This window comes from Streptomyces sp. PU-14G, assembly GCF_041028275.1.
In the GTDB taxonomy this organism is placed as follows: Bacteria; Actinomycetota; Actinomycetes; order Streptomycetales; family Streptomycetaceae; genus Streptomyces.
Genome location: NZ_JASKYT010000009.1, coordinates 32,164 through 49,848, shown reverse-complemented (window position 1 = coordinate 49,848; position 17,685 = coordinate 32,164). Strand labels below are relative to the sequence as shown.

The following is a 17,685-nucleotide window of genomic DNA, read 5'->3' as shown; positions in this document are numbered from 1 at the left end:
CGCCCGCCCCGCCCCGCGCGGCCACCGCCCCGCCACCGGCTCCTACGGCGGCTGGCTGCTCATGGACAAGCTCACCGCGGCGGTCGGCGAGGCGGGCGCCGTCACCCGCGCCGACACAGCGGCCACCGCGCTGGTCGTGGACGGCGCCGGGCGGGTGGCAGGGGTGATTGCCAGGCAGCACGGCGAGGAGCTGGCCTTCCGCGCCCGCAGGGCCGTCGTGCTGACTACCGGGGGCTTCGCCGACAACGAGGAGATGCTGGCCGACCACGCGCCCTCCCTCCTCGGACTGGGCAGGGTCAGCGACGGCCTGGACGACGGCAGCGGCATCCGGATGGCCTCCGCGATCGGCGCTGCCACCCGGCGGATGGCGGTCACCGAGATCGCGATGACCGCGCTGCCCGCCATGGCCGCGCGCGGCATGCTGGTCAACGCGCACGGGCAGCGCTTCGTCAACGAGGACGTCTATCCAGGACTGTTCAGCATCGCCGCACACCGGACGCAGCCCGGCCCTTACTGGGTGATCGTCGACGAGGAGGGCTACGAGGCCGTTCCCGAGGCGGAACGCTGGGGCGTGGTCCCGCGGTTCGTCGAAGAGGACCTGGCGGCGCTGGAGGACGACCTCGGCATGCCCGCGGGCGCCCTGGAGTCGTCCGTCGGCACGTACAACACGTACGCCGAGCAGGGAGCGGACCCGTACTTCCACAAGGACCCCGCGTGGCTGCGCCCCCTCAAGCCGCCCTTCGCGGCGCTCGATCCCCGGCGCGGCTTCACCACCGGGGACCGGGACAGCGCGGGGGCCGGTCCCGGAGCCGCCGGCTTCACCCTGGGAGGGCTGCGCACCACCGTCGAGGGCGCGGTGCTGGACGTGGCCGGATCGCCGGTTCCTGGGCTGTACGCGGCGGGCCGGGCGAGTTCCGGCATCCACGGGGAGGGCTACGTCAGCGGCACGTCGCTGGGCGACGGCACCTTCTTCGGGCGGAAGGCGGGCAAGGCGGCGGCGGGCAGCGCGCCGGGCTGACCAGAGGCGCGGAGGACGCGGAGGACGCGGAGGGCGCGGTGCGGCGCGCGGCCGGGCGCGGGAGAGCAGCAGCCCGAGCGCGGGGGAGCAGCCCGAGCGCGGGGGAGCAACCCGAGCACGGGGGAGCAGCCCGAGTGGGGGCTTCCGATGAGTGGGACGCGGCCCGCCCCGGGCTTCGGCGGCGCATAGCGTCGGCCGCCCTGCCCCAGGCCTCCTACCGAAGGACCGTGATGAACCGTTTCGCGGGTGTCGGCGTCCTGCTCACCGGTGCCGGGTCCGGCATCGGCCGTGCCACCGCGCTGCGTCTGGTGGAGGAGGGCGCCGCCGTCTTCGGGGTCGACCTGTCCCCGAGCGGCCTCGCCGGGACCGCGGCGGCGGCGACGGGTCCCGGCCGGGTCGTGACGCACGTCGCCGATGTGAGCGAAGAGAGTGCGGTGGTGGAAGCCGTCGCGGCAGCCGCCCGCCAACTCGGCGGTATCGACGTCCTGATCAATGTCGCGGGCCTGCACAAGACGACCCCCGTCGACACGCTGACGGTGGCCGACATGCAGCGGCTGTTCTCCGTCAACGCGGTGGGAACCGCGCTCTTCTGCCGCGAGGCGCTGCGCCATCTGCCCGACGAGCGGGGCGTCATCGTCAACGTGGCCTCGTCCGCGGCCACCCACGGAAACCCGTACATGAGCGCCTACTCCGCCTCCAAGGGCGCGGTGCTGGCGTTCTCCCTGTGTCTGGCGTCCGAGGTGGCGCCCCGGGGCATCCGGGTCGTGCCCGTCTCGCCCGGCACGGTCGCCACACCACTGACGGCCGGGGGCGACGTGCTGCCCGCAGCGCTGGACACCGGCTACTACCAGCGGATCAGGTCCCTGTTCGGTGCGGCGGACCCGGAGCAGATCGCCGGGGTCATCGCCTTCGCGGCCTCCGGGGACGGCAGCTATCTCACCGGCGCCGAGATCCGGGCCGACGGGGGCTCGCACACCTGACCTGGCCCGCGGCACGGGCGGGACCGGCCGACCACACTTGAGGAGACCACACGCATGACACGTCGTATCGCCGTCAGCGGGGCGGCATCAGGCATCGGCAAGTCACTCGCGGGGCTGTTGCGGGCCCACGGTGACGACGTCGTGGGGATCGACCTCAAGGACGCCGAGGTCTGTGCCGACCTCGGCACCGCCGCCGGGCGCTCCGAGGCCGTCGACGGGGTGCTGGCACGCACCGGGGGAGCGCTGGACGCGGTGGTGGCCTGCGCGGGCATCTCGGCCGCGCGTCCGGCCACCGTCGCGGTGAACTTCTTCGGCGTCACCGAGCTCCTGGCGGGCCTGCGTCCCGCACTGGCCACCTCCACAACCCCGCGGGCGGCCTTCGTCGGTTCCATCGCGGGGACGCGGGCGACCGTGCCGGAGGTGGTCGACGCCTGCCTCTCGGGAAGGGAGACGGCGGCGCTCGGGGCGGCGGACGCGGCTGCCGCACGAGGCGAGGGCAACAAGATCTATCCCTCGTCCAAGGCCGCACTGGCCCGCTGGATGCGCGGTGTCTGCCTCACCGGCGACTGGGCGGCGGCGGGGATTCCGCTGAACGCGGTCGCACCCGGGGTGGTGCTCACTCCGATGCACGCGGCCCACGCGATGACCGAGGAGCAGCGCGAGAACGTCGACAAGGCGGTCCCGATGCCGCTGGGCGGATACGCCGAGCCCGAGGTGATCGCGCACGCCCTGCGGTGGCTGGTCGGCGTGGAGAACACCCACATGACCGGCCAGGTGATGTACGTGGACGGAGGCGCGGAGGCGGCCCTCCGGGGCCGGGAGAGATTCTGAGGCGCGGGCCTCCCGGGCGCGGCGCCGGCGCCGCGCCCGGGAGGGTGCGGGGCGTCCCCGGCAGGTGCCGGCGGCCACTCAGTGGGACTGGCGTTGCCGAAAAGGAGAACGAATTCTAGTTCTTGGGGGAACGCACTCACCCGGCCCCCGCGGGCCGCCTCACACGTTACGGAGAACCATGGCCGAGGCCGTCATAGTCGAAGCCGCGCGCACCCCGGTCGGCCGGCGCCGCGGTGTCCTGTCGGGACTGCATCCGGCCGAACTGCTGGGCCTGACACAGCAGAAGCTGCTGGAGCGCGCCGGCGTGGCCCCGCAGGAGGTCGAGCAGGTCGTCGGAGGCTGCGTCACCCAGGCCGGTGAACAGTCCAACAACGTCACCCGCACCGCCTGGCTGCACACCGGTCTTCCCCACACCACCGCCTGCACCACGATCGACTGCGCCTGCGGCTCCTCGCAGCAGGCGGTCCACCTGGTCGCCGGACTCATCGCGTCGGGCGCGATCGAGGTGGGGGTCGGCTGCGGCGTCGAGTCGATGAGCCGGGTCTTCCTCGGACAGGCGCAGACGCCCGACACCGGCGTCCCCGTGCCGGACAGCTGGTCGCTGGACATGCCCGACCAGTTCACCGCCGCCGAACGGATCGCCCGAAAGCGCGGCATCACCCGCGCCGACGCCGACGCCCTCGGGCTGGCCTCCCAGTACAGGGCCGCCCGCGCCTGGCAGGAGAAACGCTTCGACGGCCAGATCGTCGACGTCCAGGCCCCCGTGGCGGGCACCGAGGGCCCCACGGGCGAGACGGCCGTCGTCTCCCGCGACCAGGGGTTGCGCGAGACCACCGCCGACGCACTCGCCGCGCTGAAGCCCGTGGTCCCCGACGGCATCCACACCGCGGGCAACTCCTCGCAGATCAGCGACGGAGCGGCCGCGGTACTCCTGACGAGCCGTCAGGGAGCCGCCCGGCTGGGGCTGCGGCCCCGCGCCCGCATCGTCGCCTCCGGCATGGTCGGCGCCGATCCCTACTACCACCTCGACGGCCCGGTCGAGGCGACCGCACACGTCCTGCGCAAGGCCGCGATGACGCTGGACGACATCGACCTCGTCGAGATCAACGAGGCGTTCGCCTCCGTGGTGCTGTCCTGGGCCATGGTCCACGGGGCCGACATGGACAAGGTGAACATCAACGGCGGCGCGATCGCCCTCGGCCACGCGGTGGGCTCGACCGGCGCCCGGCTGCTCACCCAGGCGCTCCACGAGATGGAGCGCGGCGACAAGTCGACCGCGCTGGTCACCATGTGCGCCGGCGGAGCGCACTCGACGGCGACGATCATCGAACGGATCTGAGACCCATGACCATCGGACTGACCGAAGAACACCGCGACCTGCGCGACTCCGTCCGCGCTTTCACCACCCGGCACGTCACTCAGGACGTCGTCCGCAAGGCCGTGGACGCCGCACACGAGACGCTTCCCCCCTACTGGCAGGGCCTCGCCGGCCAGGGCCTGCTCGGCCTGCACCTGCCCGAGGACGCCGGTGGCTCGGGTTACGGCCTCACCGAACTCGCCGTCGCCGTCGAGGAACTCGGCCGTGCCGTGGCCCCGGGCCCCTTCCTGCCCACCGCACTCGCCTCGGCGGTGCTGCACCGCGCCGGCCACACCGCCCACCTGCCGGGGCTGGCCGACGGCACCACCACGGGCGCCGTGGGACTGCGGCCCGGCACCCTGACGCTGACCCGCTCGCCGGACGGGCAGGCGTCCGTCTCGGGCGATTCTGACCTGGTCATCGGCGGCCATGTTGCCGACGTGTTCGTCCTGGCGGCCCAGGACGGCGACACCACCGCGTGGGTGCTGCTGCCGCGGGACCGGGTGGAGACCACGGACCACCGCAGCCACGACCTGACCCGCCGCTCGTCCCGGATCCACGCGCGGAACGCGGCGGTACCGGCCGAAGACGTCCTCTCCCTCGACCCCGCGTTGCCGCTCGACCTGGCCGCGGTCCTCTTCGCCGCCGAGGCCTCCGGCATCGCCGACCGTGCCGTGACCACCGCGGCCGAACACGCCCGCGTGAGGGAACAGTTCGGGCGGCCCATCGGCCAGTTCCAGGGCGTCAAACACCGCTGCGCCCGGATGCTCGCCGACGCCGAGCAGGCGCGGGCCTGCGCGTGGGACGCCGCACGCTCGGGTGACCCGGGCGCCGTCGATGACCCCCGCGAGGCCTCGCTCGCCGCCGCGGTCGCCGGCGCCACCAGCGTGGCCGCGGCCTTCGCCACCACCAAGGACTGCATCCAGGTCCTCGGAGGCATCGGCTTCACCTGGGAGCACGACGCGCACCTGTACCTGCGCAGGGCCCAGACCCTGCGCCTCGCCCTCGGTCCCACCGCGCGGTGGCGCCGCCGCGTTACCCGGCTCACTCTGGACGGCGTCCGCCGCCGCCTCGGCGTCGAACTGCCGCCCGAGGCGGAGACCGTCCGTGCCGGCGTCCGCGCCGAACTGGGCGCGGCCCGTGCGCTGGAGGGCAGGGAACGTCTCACTTACCTCGCCGACCACGGCTACACCGCGCCGCACCTGCCGGCGCCGTGGGGCAAGGGGGCCGACGCCGTCACCCAACTGGTCATCGGCGAGGAGATGCGGGCAGCCGGACTGACCGCCGTCGACATGATCATCGGCGGCTGGGTGGTGCCCACCCTCGTCGCACACGGTGACGCCGCACAGCGGGAGAAGTTCCTGCGCCCCACCCTGCGCGGCGACCTCACCTGGTGCCAGCTGTTCAGCGAGCCGGGCGCCGGCTCCGACCTGGCGGGGCTGAGCACCCGTGCGGTGAAGACCGACGGCGGCTGGCGGATCACAGGCCAGAAGGTGTGGACCTCCATGGCCCGCGACGCCCACTGGGGCATCCTGCTCGCCCGCACCGACGCCGAAGCCCCCAAACACAGGGGCCTGTCGTACTTCCTGCTCGACATGGCCTCACCCGGCATCGACATCCGTCCGCTGCGGCAGATCACCGGCGAGGCCGAGTTCAACGAGGTCTTCCTCGACGACGTGTTCGTCCCCGACGCGATGCTCGTCGCCGAACCGGGCGACGGCTGGAAGCTCGCGCGCACCACGCTGGCCAACGAACGCGTCGCCCTCTCCCACGACTCCTCCCTCGGCTCGGGCGGCGAAGCCCTGCTGGAGCGGGCCGCCGACCGACCGCACGAGATGGACGACGAACGCCTCACGACGCTCGGCGGCATCCTGTGCGACGCCCAGGCCGGCAGCCTGCTGGGCCTGCGCACGACGCTGCGCTCGGTCGCCGGGGCGCAGCCGGGCGCCGAGGCCAGCATCGCCAAGCTCCTCGGCGTCGAGCACCTGCAACAGGTGTGGGAGACCGCCATGGACTGGACGGGCAGCGCCGCGCTGACCGGCGAGGGCCCCCGTCAGGACGCCACCTGGATGTTCCTCAACTCCCGCTGCATGTCGATCGCGGGCGGTACCACCGAGGTGCAGCTGAACATCATCGCGGAGCGCCTGCTCGGGTTGGAGCGCGATCCCGAGCCCGCCCCCGCACGTGCGTGAGAAGAAAGGCCGACCATGCCCATCGACCGGGACAAGGCGCTGAACGCGCCTCCCTCCGTACGCGAGATCAGCTGGACCACCCGTGACGTCCTCCTCTACCACCTCAGCCTCGGCGCCGGCGCGGACCCGACAGCCGGCCCGCAGCCGCACCTGACCTACGAGCGCGGGCTCGCGGTGCTGCCCACCTTCGCGATGGTCGCCGGCACCGGGGTGTCGTCCGGTGAACTGCCGGCCGCGTCCTTGGACATGCCGGGAGCGGACCTCGACCTTCGCGCGATCCTCCACGCGGGACAGGGACTCGCGGTGCACCGGCCGCTCCCGGCAGCCGGTTCGGCCACGGTCAGCTCCCGCGTCGTCGAGGTGTGGGACAAGGGCAAGGCCGCGCTCCTCGTGCGGGAGTCGACCGCCTCCGACCCGCGGGGCGTACCGCTGTGGACGGAAACCATGCGCATCTGGGCACGAGGAGAGGGCGGCTTCTCGGGGGAGCCGGGGCCCGAGGAGACCTGGTCGGTCCCCGACCGCGGGGCCGACCTCGTGGTGGACACGCCGACCGTGCCGCAGCAAGCGCTCCTCTACCGGCTCAACGGCGACCTCAACCCGCTGCACGCCGACCCGGAGGTCGCCCGCGCGGCCGGCTTCGACCGGCCGATCCTGCACGGCCTCGCCTCGTACGGGCTGGCCTGCAAAGCGCTGGTCGACGGCGTGCTCGGCGGGGACGTGACGCGGCTGGCGTCGCTGTCCGTCCGGTTCGCCGGCGTCCTGTTCCCCGGAGAGACGATCCGCACGGCGGTGTGGCGGGACGCGGACAGGCTGCTGCTGCGCTCCACCTGCCCCGAACGCGACGAGGCGCCCGTGCTCACGCACGCCACCGCGGTGGTGCGCGCGTGAGCCCCGCACGACACGAAGAGCCCACCGGCACGAGGAGCACCCCCGGCATGACACGCCCCACTCAACTGGTCTCCGAGCCCCACGAGGACGGGGTCGACGCGGCGGTCGCCGCCGCCCGCCGGGTCGTCGACGCGCTGCTTCGGGCAGGCGACCTGACGGACGCCGACATGGCGGGCGTGGCCAAGCAACTGCACGCGGTCGCCGACGGCCTGCAGGACCACGCACCGGCGCGCGAGGAACGCATGGTCGACATGTGGCGCGGTGACGGCATCACCCGGCACGACCCGGTGACCGGGCCCGAGAACGCGCTCGCACCGCCGCTGCACCTGACCGGCAACGACGACGGCTCCGTGGCGGGAACCCTCACTCTCGGCCTGCCCTACCAGGGGCCGCCAGGATGCGTGCACGGCGGCGTCTCCGCGCTGCTGCTCGACCACACACTCGGAGTCGCCAACCACTGGGCGGGACTGGTCGGGATGACCGCGGAGCTCACCGTGCGCTACCACCGGCCCGCCCCGCTGTTCGAGCCGCTGACCGTCTCGGGGCGGCAGCTGACCGTGGACGGCAGGAAGATCCGCACCGTCGGTGCCATTGCGGCAGGCGGCCGGGAGTGCGTGACGACCGAGGGCCTGTTCATCGCCACACAGGTGCCGCGCCCACGCTGAACGGAACGGTTCCACGACGGCAGCGCCCCGCCCGGAACCCCCGGGCGGGGCGCTGCCGAACCGGCCGGCGCGGGATGGCGGCGGAAGCCGTCACAACGGCGGGATGAGGTGCCGGGCGACCTTCCCCGTGGCGTTGCGCGGCAGGCTCTCCTCGGTGATCCGCCAGCGGGCCGGCACCTTGTAGTAGGCGAGCCGCTCCCGGGCGAACGCGACGAGGCCGTCGGTCGTCACGCCGGCGCTCCCGTCGGCCACGACCACGGCACCCACCTCCTGGCCGAGGTCCGGATGCGCCACGCCCAGCGCCACGCATTCGCGCACCCCGTCGTACTCGGCCAGCACCCCCTCGATCTCCGCGGGGTAGACGTTCTCCCCACCGCGCACGATCAGGTCGGAGCGGCGGCTGGTGAGCCGCATCCGGCCCCCTTCCAGCACGCCGATGTCGCCGGTGTGCAGCCAGCGGTCCGCGCGGATCGCCTGCGCGGTGGCCTCGGGGTCCTCCCAGTAGCCGAGCATGTTGAACGGACTGCGCAGGCAGATCTCCCCTTCCTCGCCTTCGGGCAGCGGACGCCCGTCCGGGTCGCGGATCTCCAGTCGCACCGTGATGTTGGGACGGCCCAGCGTCCCGGGCGACTCGGCGAGGTCGGCCGCGGTGGCCAGGGTCGCGCCGGTGGCGGACTCGGTGAGCCCGTAGCTGTTGGCGAGCGACCGGCGCGCGACGGGGAGGGCCCGGCGCAGCCGTTCGTGGAAAGCGGGGGAGGACGGTGCGGAGGCGAGAGCGAACGCCGACAGCGACGACAGGTCGTAGCGTTCCAGGTTGCCGTGCTCGATCAGGCGGTGCGCCATGGTCGGCACGGCCCCCCAGTTGGTGACCCGCTCGCGCTCGATGAGGCGCAGCACCCGGTCCACCTCGAACCTCCCCTGGTGCATGACGACGGTGCCGCCGATGGCGAGTTGGGGAACGGCCAGATTGTGCAGCGTCGCGATGTGGAAGAGCGGCAGTGCCAGCAGGTGGCGCCGGACCGCCGGGCTCCCCGGATCGCCGAGCCCGGCGGCCACGGCTTCGTTGAGGCGGTGGAAGTCGATCACGGCGAGCAGGTTGCGGTGCGTGTGCACGGCGCCCTTGGGGCGGCCCGAGGTGCCGCTGGTGTAGATGACGACGGCAGGGTCGTCCTCGTCGATCCGAGGGGCGGGCAGGGGCGCGTCCGGGTACGCGTGCGACAGCCGTTCGACGTCGTCCGCGAGAGTCAGCAGGCGTACGCGGGAGTCGTCCACCAGCGGGGCCCGACGATCGTCCGCCACGACGATCGTCGGCCGCGTGTGGCCGATCGCGTAGGCGACCTCGCGAGCCGACCACCACGAGTTGTAGCCGACCGCTATCGCCCCGAGCGAGACCGTCGCCCAGAACGCCGTGATCCAGCCCGGCGCGTTCGCGGCCAGGATCGCGACCCGGTCCCCCGGGCGTACCCCGTACTCGTCGTGGAAGGCCTGCGCCAGGGACGCGACCCGGCGGGCGTGTTCGGTGAAGGAGACGCGCGTCTCCTCGGTGACGAGGTAGTCGCGGTCACCGTGCCGCACCGAGTCGGCCACCACCTGGGCCAGCGACCTGCCCCGGTGAGCGAACACCCGCATGCTGGAGCCGAGCACGTCCTCCTCGACCAGTTCGAACGCGCCCCCGGGCCCGGTCAGCCGCCGCAGGATGTCCGCGGCCGATTTCTGCTGCTCCGTTGCCGCGTTCATAGGCCTCCCTCTCGCCGGGGGTGGGTGGTGTGCGCGTCATTTTTCTCGCCGCGTCCGCGGGAACCAGCCGGTTCCCGGTGACCGGGACCCGGGATGGCCGGTGCCCCGCTCCCCACCGCTGAGTGGGACTCGGCCACAGGCCGGGCGCGGACCCGCCGAAGACTTGACGGGGGCGAGGCGTTCGGCCGCCATCCCGGGCGCCTCCCCTGGCCAAGGACAGTGCCCACGGACGACGGAAGAGGGAACGCGATGGGACAGCTGAAGGGCAAGGTCGCGATCGTCACCGGTGCGGGATCGGGTGTCGGGCAGGGCATCGCTCTCGCGCTCGCCGGCGAGGGAGCGTCGGTCGCCGTCCTCGGGCGTACCCCCGAGAAGCTGGCGGCGACGTGCGGGCTGGTAGCGGAGCGCGGGGGCAGGGCGGAGGCCCTGGCCTGCGACGTGGCGGACACCGAGCGCGTACCGGGCGTGGTGGAGGAGGTCGCCGGCCGCTTCGGCGGCGTCGACATCCTCGTCAACAACGCCTACAGCGGGGCCTACGGGCCCCTGCTGGCGATGAGCGGCGCCGACTTCCGGCGCGGTTTCGACAGCGGACCGTTCGCCGCCTTCGCGTTCATGAAGGCCTGCCACCCCCACATGAGGCGGCGCGGCGGTGGCGTCGTCGTCAACCTGGTCAGCTCGGCCATGGTCCGCTGGGACCTGCGCACCTACGGCGCGTACGCGGCGGCCAAGACCGCGATCCGCTCCCTGACCCGCACGGCGGCAGGCGAGTGGGGCCCCGACGGCATCCGCGTCAACGCGATCGCGCCGCACGCCACCTCGCCCGGCTACCTCAGGTGGGAGGCCGCCAACCCCCAGGAGGCGGAGGAGTTCCGTGCCTCCATACCGCTGCGCCGCGTCGGTGACTGCGAGGAGGACATCGGACGCGCCGTCGTGATGCTCTGCGGCCCCGACGCCCGTTACCTCACCGGAGCGACGGTGCCGCTGGACGGCGGGCAGGCCAACTTCGACTGACGGCCGACGGGCGGCCCGCGGGAAACGGCCGGGAAACGGCCGTTCGGCCGCTCCCGGTCAGCGGGACCGCACCGGCCCTCGGCGGCGCGGGTGCCTAACGTCCCGATCGCCACCTGGACCGGTGTGCAAACGGAGGTTTCCCTTGAACCAGACAGCGCACCAGGCGCCCGGGAATCCGGACGTGCTGGCTCCCGCGAAGCTCGGCCCCGTCTCGCTGCGCAACCGCACGATCAAGGCGGCCACGTACGAGGGCCTGAGCCACGAAGGACTGGTCACCCAGGAGCTGATCGACTTCCACGTGCGGCACGCGGCCGGCGGGGTCGGCATGACCACCGTCGCCTACTGCGCGGTGGCTGTCGAGGGAAGGACCGGAGCGCACCAGATCCTGTGGCGGCCCGCTGCCCTTCCCGGACTGCGCAAGCTGACCGAGGCCGTGCATGCCGAAGGCGCGGCCGTCTCCGCGCAGATCGGCCACGCCGGTCCCGTGGCCAACCCGAAGTCCAACGGTGCCCCGGCCCTCTCGCCCAGCCGGCACTTCCACAAGACGACGCTGAGCTTCGCGCGGGAGGCCACCCGCGCCGACCTGCAACGCATCGTGCGCAACCACGCGGAGGCCGCCACCATGGCCGTCGAGGCCGGGTTCGACGCCGTGGAGATCCACCTGGGCCACAACTACCTGGCCAGCTCGTTCCTGAGCCCCCGTATCAACCACCGCAAGGACGAGTACGGGGGCAGCCTGGACAACCGCGCCCGCTTCCCGCGCGAGATCGCCCGCGCGGTGCGCGCCGCCGTCGGCAAGCGGATCGCCGTCATCGCCAAGCTGAACATGGACGACGGCGTGCCAGGCGGATTCTGGCTGGACGAGGCGATCCCCGTCGCCCGACGGCTGGAGAGCGACGGCTCGCTGGACGCGCTGGAGCTGACCGTCGGCAGCTCCCTGCTCAACCCCATGTACCTGTTCCGGGGAGACGCGCCGCTGCGCGAGTTCGCCCAGGTCATGCCCCAGCCCGTCAAGACGGGCGTCAAACTCGTCGGCAGCCGGGTACTGCACAGCTACCCGTACGAGGACGCCTACCTGCTGGAGCAGGCCCGGCAGGTGCGCGCCGCGGTCGAGATGCCGCTGATCCTGCTCGGCGGCGTCACGAACCGGCGGACCATGGACCTGGCGATGCGCGAGGGCTTCCAGTTCGTGGCCATGGGACGCGCGCTGCTGCGCGAACCCGATCTGGTCAACCGCATCCGGGAAGACGCCGCGACACCGTCACTGTGCATCCACTGCAACAAGTGCATGGTCACCTTCCACGGCGGTATCCGCTGCGTCCTGGTGGACGACTCCGGCGGCCGGGCCGCGGGCGGCACGACCCCGATCACCGGGTGAGGGGGCCGACAGTGCCACACGAGACCATCGCCGACCTCCTCCTCGCCCGCGCCGGCGACCGGCATCCGGGGCTGCTGACCCGCGAGCGGAACTTCACCTGGGACGAGGTGGTCGCCCAGAGCGCGGCGCGCGCCGCGCTGGCCAGGTCGCTGCGCACCGAAGGGCCCTTCCACATCGGGGTGCTGCTGGAGAACGTGCCCGAGTACGTCTTCTGGCTCGGTGGCGCGGCCCTCAGCGGGGCGACCGTCGTCGGCATCAACCCGACCCGGCGCGGCGCGTACCTGGAGCAGGAGGTGCGGCACACCGACTGCCAGCTCCTCGTCACCGACCTGGCCGGGCTCGCACTCCTCGACGGGCTGGACATCGGCGTGGCACCGGACCGGTTCCTGGTCGTGGACGAGCCGGAGTACGCCGCCCGGCTGGCCGCGCACGCGCAGGCACCCGGGGGCGCACCCGCCCGCGATCCGGCCGTCACCCCCGACACGCGGATGCTGCTGCTGTTCACCTCGGGTACGACCGGTGCCTCCAAGGCGGCGATCTGCTCGCACGGCAGGCTGGCCGCGCTCGGCCACAGCAACGCGGCCAAGTACCACGTCGGCCGTGACGACGTGTGTTACTGCCCGATGCCGCTGTTCCACGGCAACGCGCTGATGGCCCTGTGGGCGCCCGCACTCGCCGCAGGCGCCACCCTCGCCCTCCCGCCGAAGTTCTCTGCGTCCCATTTCCTCGCCGACGTGCGGTTCTTCGGCGCCACCTTCTTCACCTACGTGGGGAAGGCGATCGCCTACGTCCTCGCGCAGCCCGAGGAGGAGACGGACGGCGACAACCCGTTGACGCACGCCTTCGGCACGGAGGCCTCACCCGAGGACAGGGCGGCCTTCCTGCGCCGTTTCGGCTGCCGGCTCATCGAGGGCTACGGCTCCAGCGAGGGCGGCGGCCTGCTCAAACGGGTGTCCGGCGGGCCTGCGGGCACGCTCGGTGTGCCGGCGCGCCCGAGCGTGCGGATCGTCCACCCCACCACGCGCGAGACCTGTCCGCCCGCCGAACTGGACGAGCACGGAAGGGTGACGAATCCGGAAGCGGCCATCGGGGAGATCGTCGACACCGAGGGCGCCGCCCGCTTCGAGGGCTACTACAACAACGAGGCGGCGAATGCCGAGCGCGTACGCCACGGCTGGTACTGGACCGGCGACCTCGGATACGTCGACGCGTCCGGCTACTTCTACTTCGCCGGCCGCTCGGGCGACTGGATCCGCGTCGACGGGGAGAACACCTCCGCGCTGCTGACCGAACGCGTCCTGCGCAGACACCCCCTCGTCGTCGCCGCCGCCGTCTTCGGCGTTCCCGACCCCCGTTCAGGAGACCAGGTCATGGCCGCCGTCGAGCTCCCCGCGGGGACACGCTTCGAGGACCTGGGCCTGCCGGACTTCCTGGCCGCTCAGGAGGATCTGGGCCCCAAGGGCGTGCCCCGCTTCGTCCGGGTCTCCCACGCACTGCCGGCCACCGGCTCGGGCAAGCTGCGCAAGAAGGAGATGCAGCTCGCGGGCTGGCGCACCGAGGAACCGGTCCACCGCTGGGTGGGGCGCGGCCGGCCCGACTACGCCCCGATGAGCGAGGACGACAAGGCGGCGCTGCGGGAGGAGTTCCTCGCCCACGGGCGCGGACGCTTCCTGACCTGACCCCACCCGGGTCCGGCGGCCCGACGGCCCGACGGCACCCGGCGACCAGGCCGGACCGCGCCCGGTGCCCGGCAACCAGGCCGGACGGCGCCCGGCGACCCGGCGACAAGCCGTACCGCGTCCCGCGACCAGGCCGGACCGCCGGCACCCGACGATGAGCCGGCCGCGCCCGGTGGCGACGACACGTGGAGAACGGGAGAACCACATGCGACTGCGCGAGACCGCCGCGCAAGGTGAGCTGCGCCGCGAGCTGCGCTCCTACTTCGCGGGCCTGCTGCCCGAGGACGAGCGCCGCCGGGCCGGCGAGGAGGGCGTGGGCGGCCCACGCTTCCGCGAGATCGTGGGACGGCTCGGCGCCGACGGCTGGCTCGGCATCGGCTGGCCACGCAAGTACGGCGGCCAGGGCCGCCCTGTCGAGGACCAGTACGTCTTCTTCGACGAGGTGCAGCGGGCGGGCCTGCCCTTCCCCTTCGTCACCGTGAACACCGTCGGGCCGACCCTCATGGAGTACGGGTCGCAGGAGCAGAAGAAGCGCTTCCTGCCCGGCATCCTCTCCGGCGACATCGTCTTCGCGATCGGCTACACCGAGCCCGCCGCGGGCACGGACCTGGCCTCCCTGACCACCCGCGCGGTGCGGGACGGCGACGCGTTCGTCATCGACGGCAGCAAGATCTTCACCAGCGGCGCCAACACGGCCGACCACATCTGGCTGGCGGCCCGGACGGATCCGCACGCGCCCAAGCACCGGGGTATCTCCGTACTCACCGTTCCCACCGCGGCACCGGGCTTCTCCTGGAGTCCCCTCAAGACCGTCGGCGGCATGGTCGTCACCGCCACCTACTACAGCGGCGTCCGGGTCCCGGCCTCGGACGTGGTGGGTGAGGTCGACGGCGGCTGGCGGCTCATGACGGCGCAGCTCAACCACGAGCGCGTCGGCCTCGCGGCGCTGGGCGGTCGCATGATCCAGCTGTGGGAACAGGTACGGGCCTGGGCCGAGAGCAACGGGGCCGCCGAGCTGCCGTGGGTGCGACGGGAGTTCGCCCACTCCCACGCGCGGCTCGAAGCCATGCGGCTGATGAACTGGAAGATGACCGACGCCGTCGCCCACGGCTCACTGAGCGGCGCCGACGCCGGCGCGGCCAAGACGTACGGCACCGAGACACACATCGCCGTACAGCGGAGCCTGAGCCAGATCCTGGGCGCCGCAGGCAGAATCCGGCCCGGGTCGCCCGGGGCGGCGCTGGCAGGCCAGGTCGAGCAGCTCTCCCGGCAGGGCATCGTCAACACCTTCGGCGGCGGCGTCAACGAAGTCCTCCGCGACATGGTGGCCACCCAGGGCCTGGGCCTGCCCCGAGCGGGGCGTGACCGGTGAACGAGACGAGCGGCGCCAAGGACGCGGCCGACGCCCTGGCGAGTGAGGCCTTCGAGGAACGTCTGCGTGCCTTCGCCGGGCGTGAGCTGACCGGACCCAGCCCGGGCCAGGACCCGGTCAACCAGCCGATGATCCGCCACTGGGCCGAGGCGATGGGCGACCGCAACCCGGTCTACACCGACGAGCGGGCGGCCCGCGCCACGGGCCGGTCCGGCGTGGTCGCGCCGGCCTCGATGGTGCAGGCGTGGACGATGCGCGGCTACGCGGCCACGGCCTCACCGGCCGCCCGGGACACCGGGCGCGGCGGGTTCTCGGAGCTGGTCGCGCTGCTGGACGAGGGCGGTTACACCTCGGTGGTGGCGACCGATTCCGAGCTGGAGTTCCGGCGCGAGCTGGTGCCCGGTGACCACATCGCCGTCCAGGAGACCGTGGAGTCGATCTCCCCGGAGAAGAACACCGCACTCGGCGCGGGACGCTTCGTCACCACCCTGAGGACCTACCGCGACCAAGCCGGTGAGGTCGTCGCCACACAACGCTGGCGCACGCTGCGGTTCCGCCCGGGAAACGCCGGCGGGCCACGCCCGGCGCAGGAGACGGGGGAGCCCTCCGCCGAGCGCCCGGCGCGGCGCCCCCGCCCGGCCGTCAACCGGGACAACGCCTTCTGGTTCGAAGCGGCGAGGGAACACCGGCTGGTGATCCAGCGCTGCGCCTCCTGCGGCACGCTCCGGCACCCGCCGGGACCCTGCTGCCCGGAGTGCGCCTCGCTGCGGTGGGAGACCGTCGAGTCCGGCGGACGCGGCCACCTCTACAGCTACGTGGTGAACCACCACCCCCGGCACCCGGCTTTCACCTATCCGCTGGTCGTGGCGGTCGTCGAGCTCGCCGAGGGCACCAGGGTGATCACCAACCTGGAGGGCGTCGCGCCCGAGGACGTGCGGATCGGCATGCCCCTCGTCCTCGACTGGCTCGACGCCGATCCCGACCTGTCGCTGCCGGTGTTCCGGCCCGCCGCTACGGAGGAAAGCTGATGGATTTCTCCTGGGGAGAAGAGTTCGAAGCAGTACGGGATCTGGCGCGGGAGATCTTCACCGACCGCGCCACCGCGGAGCGGCTGCGCACGGTCGAGACGTCCCGGGCCCGCGTCGACGAGCGGCTCTGGGACGACCTGGCGGCGGCCGGTCTGCTCGGCGCCGTACTGCCCGAGGAGGCGGGAGGCGCGAGCCTGGGGCCCGCCGGGCTCTGCCTCCTGCTGGAGGAGCAGGGCCGGTGCGTGGCGCCCGTCCCGTTGTGGTCCGCCCTCGTCGCCGCGCTGGCGGTGTCCGCGCACGGCTCCGCGCAACAGCGCGCGGCGCTGCTCCCGGCGGCCGGAGACGGTAGCGCCCGGATCGCTCTGGCCCTGGAGGAGTTCGGTCCGGCGGAGCCCCGCGCGCCGCTGACCACGGCCGTCGCGGACCAGCACGGTTGGCGGATCAGCGGCACCAAGGCCGCCGTGCCCTCGCCGTACGGGGCGGGCCACGTGCTGGTCACGGCCGCCACCGGCGCGGGCCCCGGCCTCTTCCTGGTGGCGGCAAACGCGGCGGGCCTCGCCTGGGAGGGGGCCGAGACCACCAGCCACGACCTCAGCGCCCACCTCGGGCTCGACGGCGTCGCCGCCGAAGCGGTGGGCGAGCCGGGGACCGGCGTGGTGCCATGGGTCCTCGACCACGCGCGTGTCGCCGTGGCCGCCGTACAACTCGGTGTGGCCCAAGGCGCGCTGCGGCACGCGGCCGGCCACCTTACTCAGCGCGAGCAGTTCGGACGCCCGCTGGCCACCTTCCAGGCCGTCCGGCACCAGTTGGCCGACTGCTACATCGACATCGAGGCGATGCGGATGACGCTCTGGCAGGCCGTGACCGCCCTGGAGGACGGCGAAGAGGTGACGCGGGCGGCGCTGGTCGCCAAGTGGTGGGCCGACGAGGGGGGAGCGAACGTCGTCCACCGCGTCCAGCACGTGCACGGCGGCATCGGGGTGGACACCGACTACCCGGTGCACCGCCATTTCCTGTGGGGCAGACAGCTGGCGACGACGCTGGGTGGCGCGGGCGCCGGCCTCTACCGGCTCGGTGAGGAACTGGCACACCGGGGAGCGGCCTCGTGACGGTGCCGCGTACCAGGACCTACGACGAGGTGCGCGTCGGTGAAGCGCTCCCCGGCCTGTCGATCCCGGTGACCCGTACGCTCATCGTGGCCACCGCCCTCGCGAGCCGGGACTACCAGGACGTCCACCACGATCCCGACCTCGCACGGGCGCGCGGCTCCCGGGACATCTTCATGAACATCCTCACCAGCAACGGACTCGTCGACCGGTACGTCACCGAGTGGGCGGGCCCTGCCGCCGTCGTCGAAGCCATCCGGATCCGTCTGGGTGCCCCCAACCACCCCGGCGACACGATGCTGCTGACCGGAGCGGTGACGGCCAAGTCCGACGGACGCCGCCGGGTCGAGATCGCCGTGCGCGGCACCAACAGCCTCGGTGCCCACGTCACCGGAACCGTCGCCGTCCGCTTGCCGAAGGGAGCAGTCGCGTCATGAAGGGAG

General features: G+C 73.1%; 15 protein-coding genes. 14 read left to right on the top strand and 1 reads right to left on the bottom strand.

What is annotated here, in order from left to right; all coding sequences use genetic code 11:
* The 7 genes from AB8Z75_RS02500 to AB8Z75_RS02470 form a co-directional block, all read left to right on the top strand.
* The coding region (locus AB8Z75_RS02500) for an FAD-binding protein (protein WP_369199674.1) at positions 1–1,018 on the top strand (1,018 nt) is incomplete at its 5' end.
* 230 nt (positions 1,019–1,248) lie between these two features.
* Positions 1,249–1,998, top strand: a complete 750-nt coding sequence (locus AB8Z75_RS02495; RefSeq protein WP_369199673.1) for an SDR family NAD(P)-dependent oxidoreductase — start codon at positions 1,249–1,251, stop codon at positions 1,996–1,998.
* A 54-nt stretch (positions 1,999–2,052) separates the two neighbouring features.
* Positions 2,053–2,829 carry an SDR family oxidoreductase gene (locus AB8Z75_RS02490; RefSeq protein WP_369199672.1) on the top strand — a complete coding sequence of 259 codons (777 nt, stop codon included), beginning with the start codon at positions 2,053–2,055 and terminating at the stop codon, positions 2,827–2,829.
* A 178-nt stretch (positions 2,830–3,007) separates the two neighbouring features.
* Positions 3,008–4,168: a steroid 3-ketoacyl-CoA thiolase gene (locus tag AB8Z75_RS02485; protein WP_369199671.1), complete on the top strand. Its 1,161-nt coding sequence runs from the start codon at positions 3,008–3,010 to the stop codon at positions 4,166–4,168.
* A 5-nt stretch (positions 4,169–4,173) separates the two neighbouring features.
* Positions 4,174–6,378, top strand: coding sequence for an acyl-CoA dehydrogenase (locus tag AB8Z75_RS02480; protein ID WP_369199670.1), 2,205 nt, complete (start codon positions 4,174–4,176; stop codon positions 6,376–6,378).
* A 15-nt stretch (positions 6,379–6,393) separates the two neighbouring features.
* Complete coding sequence (locus AB8Z75_RS02475) at positions 6,394–7,266, top strand: MaoC/PaaZ C-terminal domain-containing protein (protein ID WP_369199669.1); 873 nt, start codon at positions 6,394–6,396, stop codon at positions 7,264–7,266.
* A 47-nt stretch (positions 7,267–7,313) separates the two neighbouring features.
* Entirely contained in the window at positions 7,314–7,931 is a 618-nt protein-coding gene (locus AB8Z75_RS02470) for a PaaI family thioesterase (protein WP_369199668.1), read from the top strand.
* A 90-nt stretch (positions 7,932–8,021) separates the two neighbouring features.
* Here AB8Z75_RS02470 and AB8Z75_RS02465 read toward each other — a convergent pair whose 3' ends face one another.
* Positions 8,022–9,668 (bottom strand): class I adenylate-forming enzyme family protein, encoded by a 1,647-nt coding sequence (locus AB8Z75_RS02465; RefSeq protein WP_369199667.1) that lies wholly within the window; start codon positions 9,666–9,668, stop codon positions 8,022–8,024.
* A 249-nt stretch (positions 9,669–9,917) separates the two neighbouring features.
* On the opposite strand from AB8Z75_RS02465, the gene AB8Z75_RS02460 reads away from it, so the two are divergent.
* The 7 genes from AB8Z75_RS02460 to AB8Z75_RS02430 all read left to right on the top strand — a co-directional run bounded on the left by AB8Z75_RS02460 (position 9,918) and on the right by AB8Z75_RS02430 (position 17,679).
* Positions 9,918–10,679 (top strand): SDR family NAD(P)-dependent oxidoreductase, encoded by a 762-nt coding sequence (locus AB8Z75_RS02460; protein ID WP_369199666.1) that lies wholly within the window; start codon positions 9,918–9,920, stop codon positions 10,677–10,679.
* Between the two features lie 142 nt (positions 10,680–10,821).
* A complete protein-coding gene (locus tag AB8Z75_RS02455) occupies positions 10,822–12,057 on the top strand; it encodes an NADH:flavin oxidoreductase (protein WP_369199665.1) in 1,236 nt (411 codons plus the stop codon).
* Between the two features lie 11 nt (positions 12,058–12,068).
* Positions 12,069–13,736 carry an AMP-binding protein gene (locus tag AB8Z75_RS02450; protein WP_369199664.1) on the top strand — a complete coding sequence of 556 codons (1,668 nt, stop codon included), beginning with the start codon at positions 12,069–12,071 and terminating at the stop codon, positions 13,734–13,736.
* 205 nt (positions 13,737–13,941) lie between these two features.
* Complete coding sequence (locus tag AB8Z75_RS02445) at positions 13,942–15,108, top strand: acyl-CoA dehydrogenase family protein (RefSeq protein ID WP_369199663.1); 1,167 nt, start codon at positions 13,942–13,944, stop codon at positions 15,106–15,108.
* Positions 15,105–16,136 carry a bifunctional MaoC family dehydratase N-terminal/OB-fold nucleic acid binding domain-containing protein gene (locus AB8Z75_RS02440; protein WP_369199662.1) on the top strand — a complete coding sequence of 344 codons (1,032 nt, stop codon included), beginning with the start codon at positions 15,105–15,107 and terminating at the stop codon, positions 16,134–16,136. The genes AB8Z75_RS02445 and AB8Z75_RS02440 overlap by 4 nt, the downstream gene beginning before the upstream one ends.
* Positions 16,136–17,245 (top strand): acyl-CoA dehydrogenase family protein, encoded by a 1,110-nt coding sequence (locus tag AB8Z75_RS02435; RefSeq protein WP_369199661.1) that lies wholly within the window; start codon positions 16,136–16,138, stop codon positions 17,243–17,245. The genes AB8Z75_RS02440 and AB8Z75_RS02435 overlap by 1 nt, the downstream gene beginning before the upstream one ends.
* A complete protein-coding gene (locus AB8Z75_RS02430) occupies positions 17,242–17,679 on the top strand; it encodes a MaoC family dehydratase (RefSeq protein ID WP_369199660.1) in 438 nt (145 codons plus the stop codon). The genes AB8Z75_RS02435 and AB8Z75_RS02430 overlap by 4 nt, the downstream gene beginning before the upstream one ends.
* Positions 17,680–17,685: the final 6 nt, after the last annotated feature.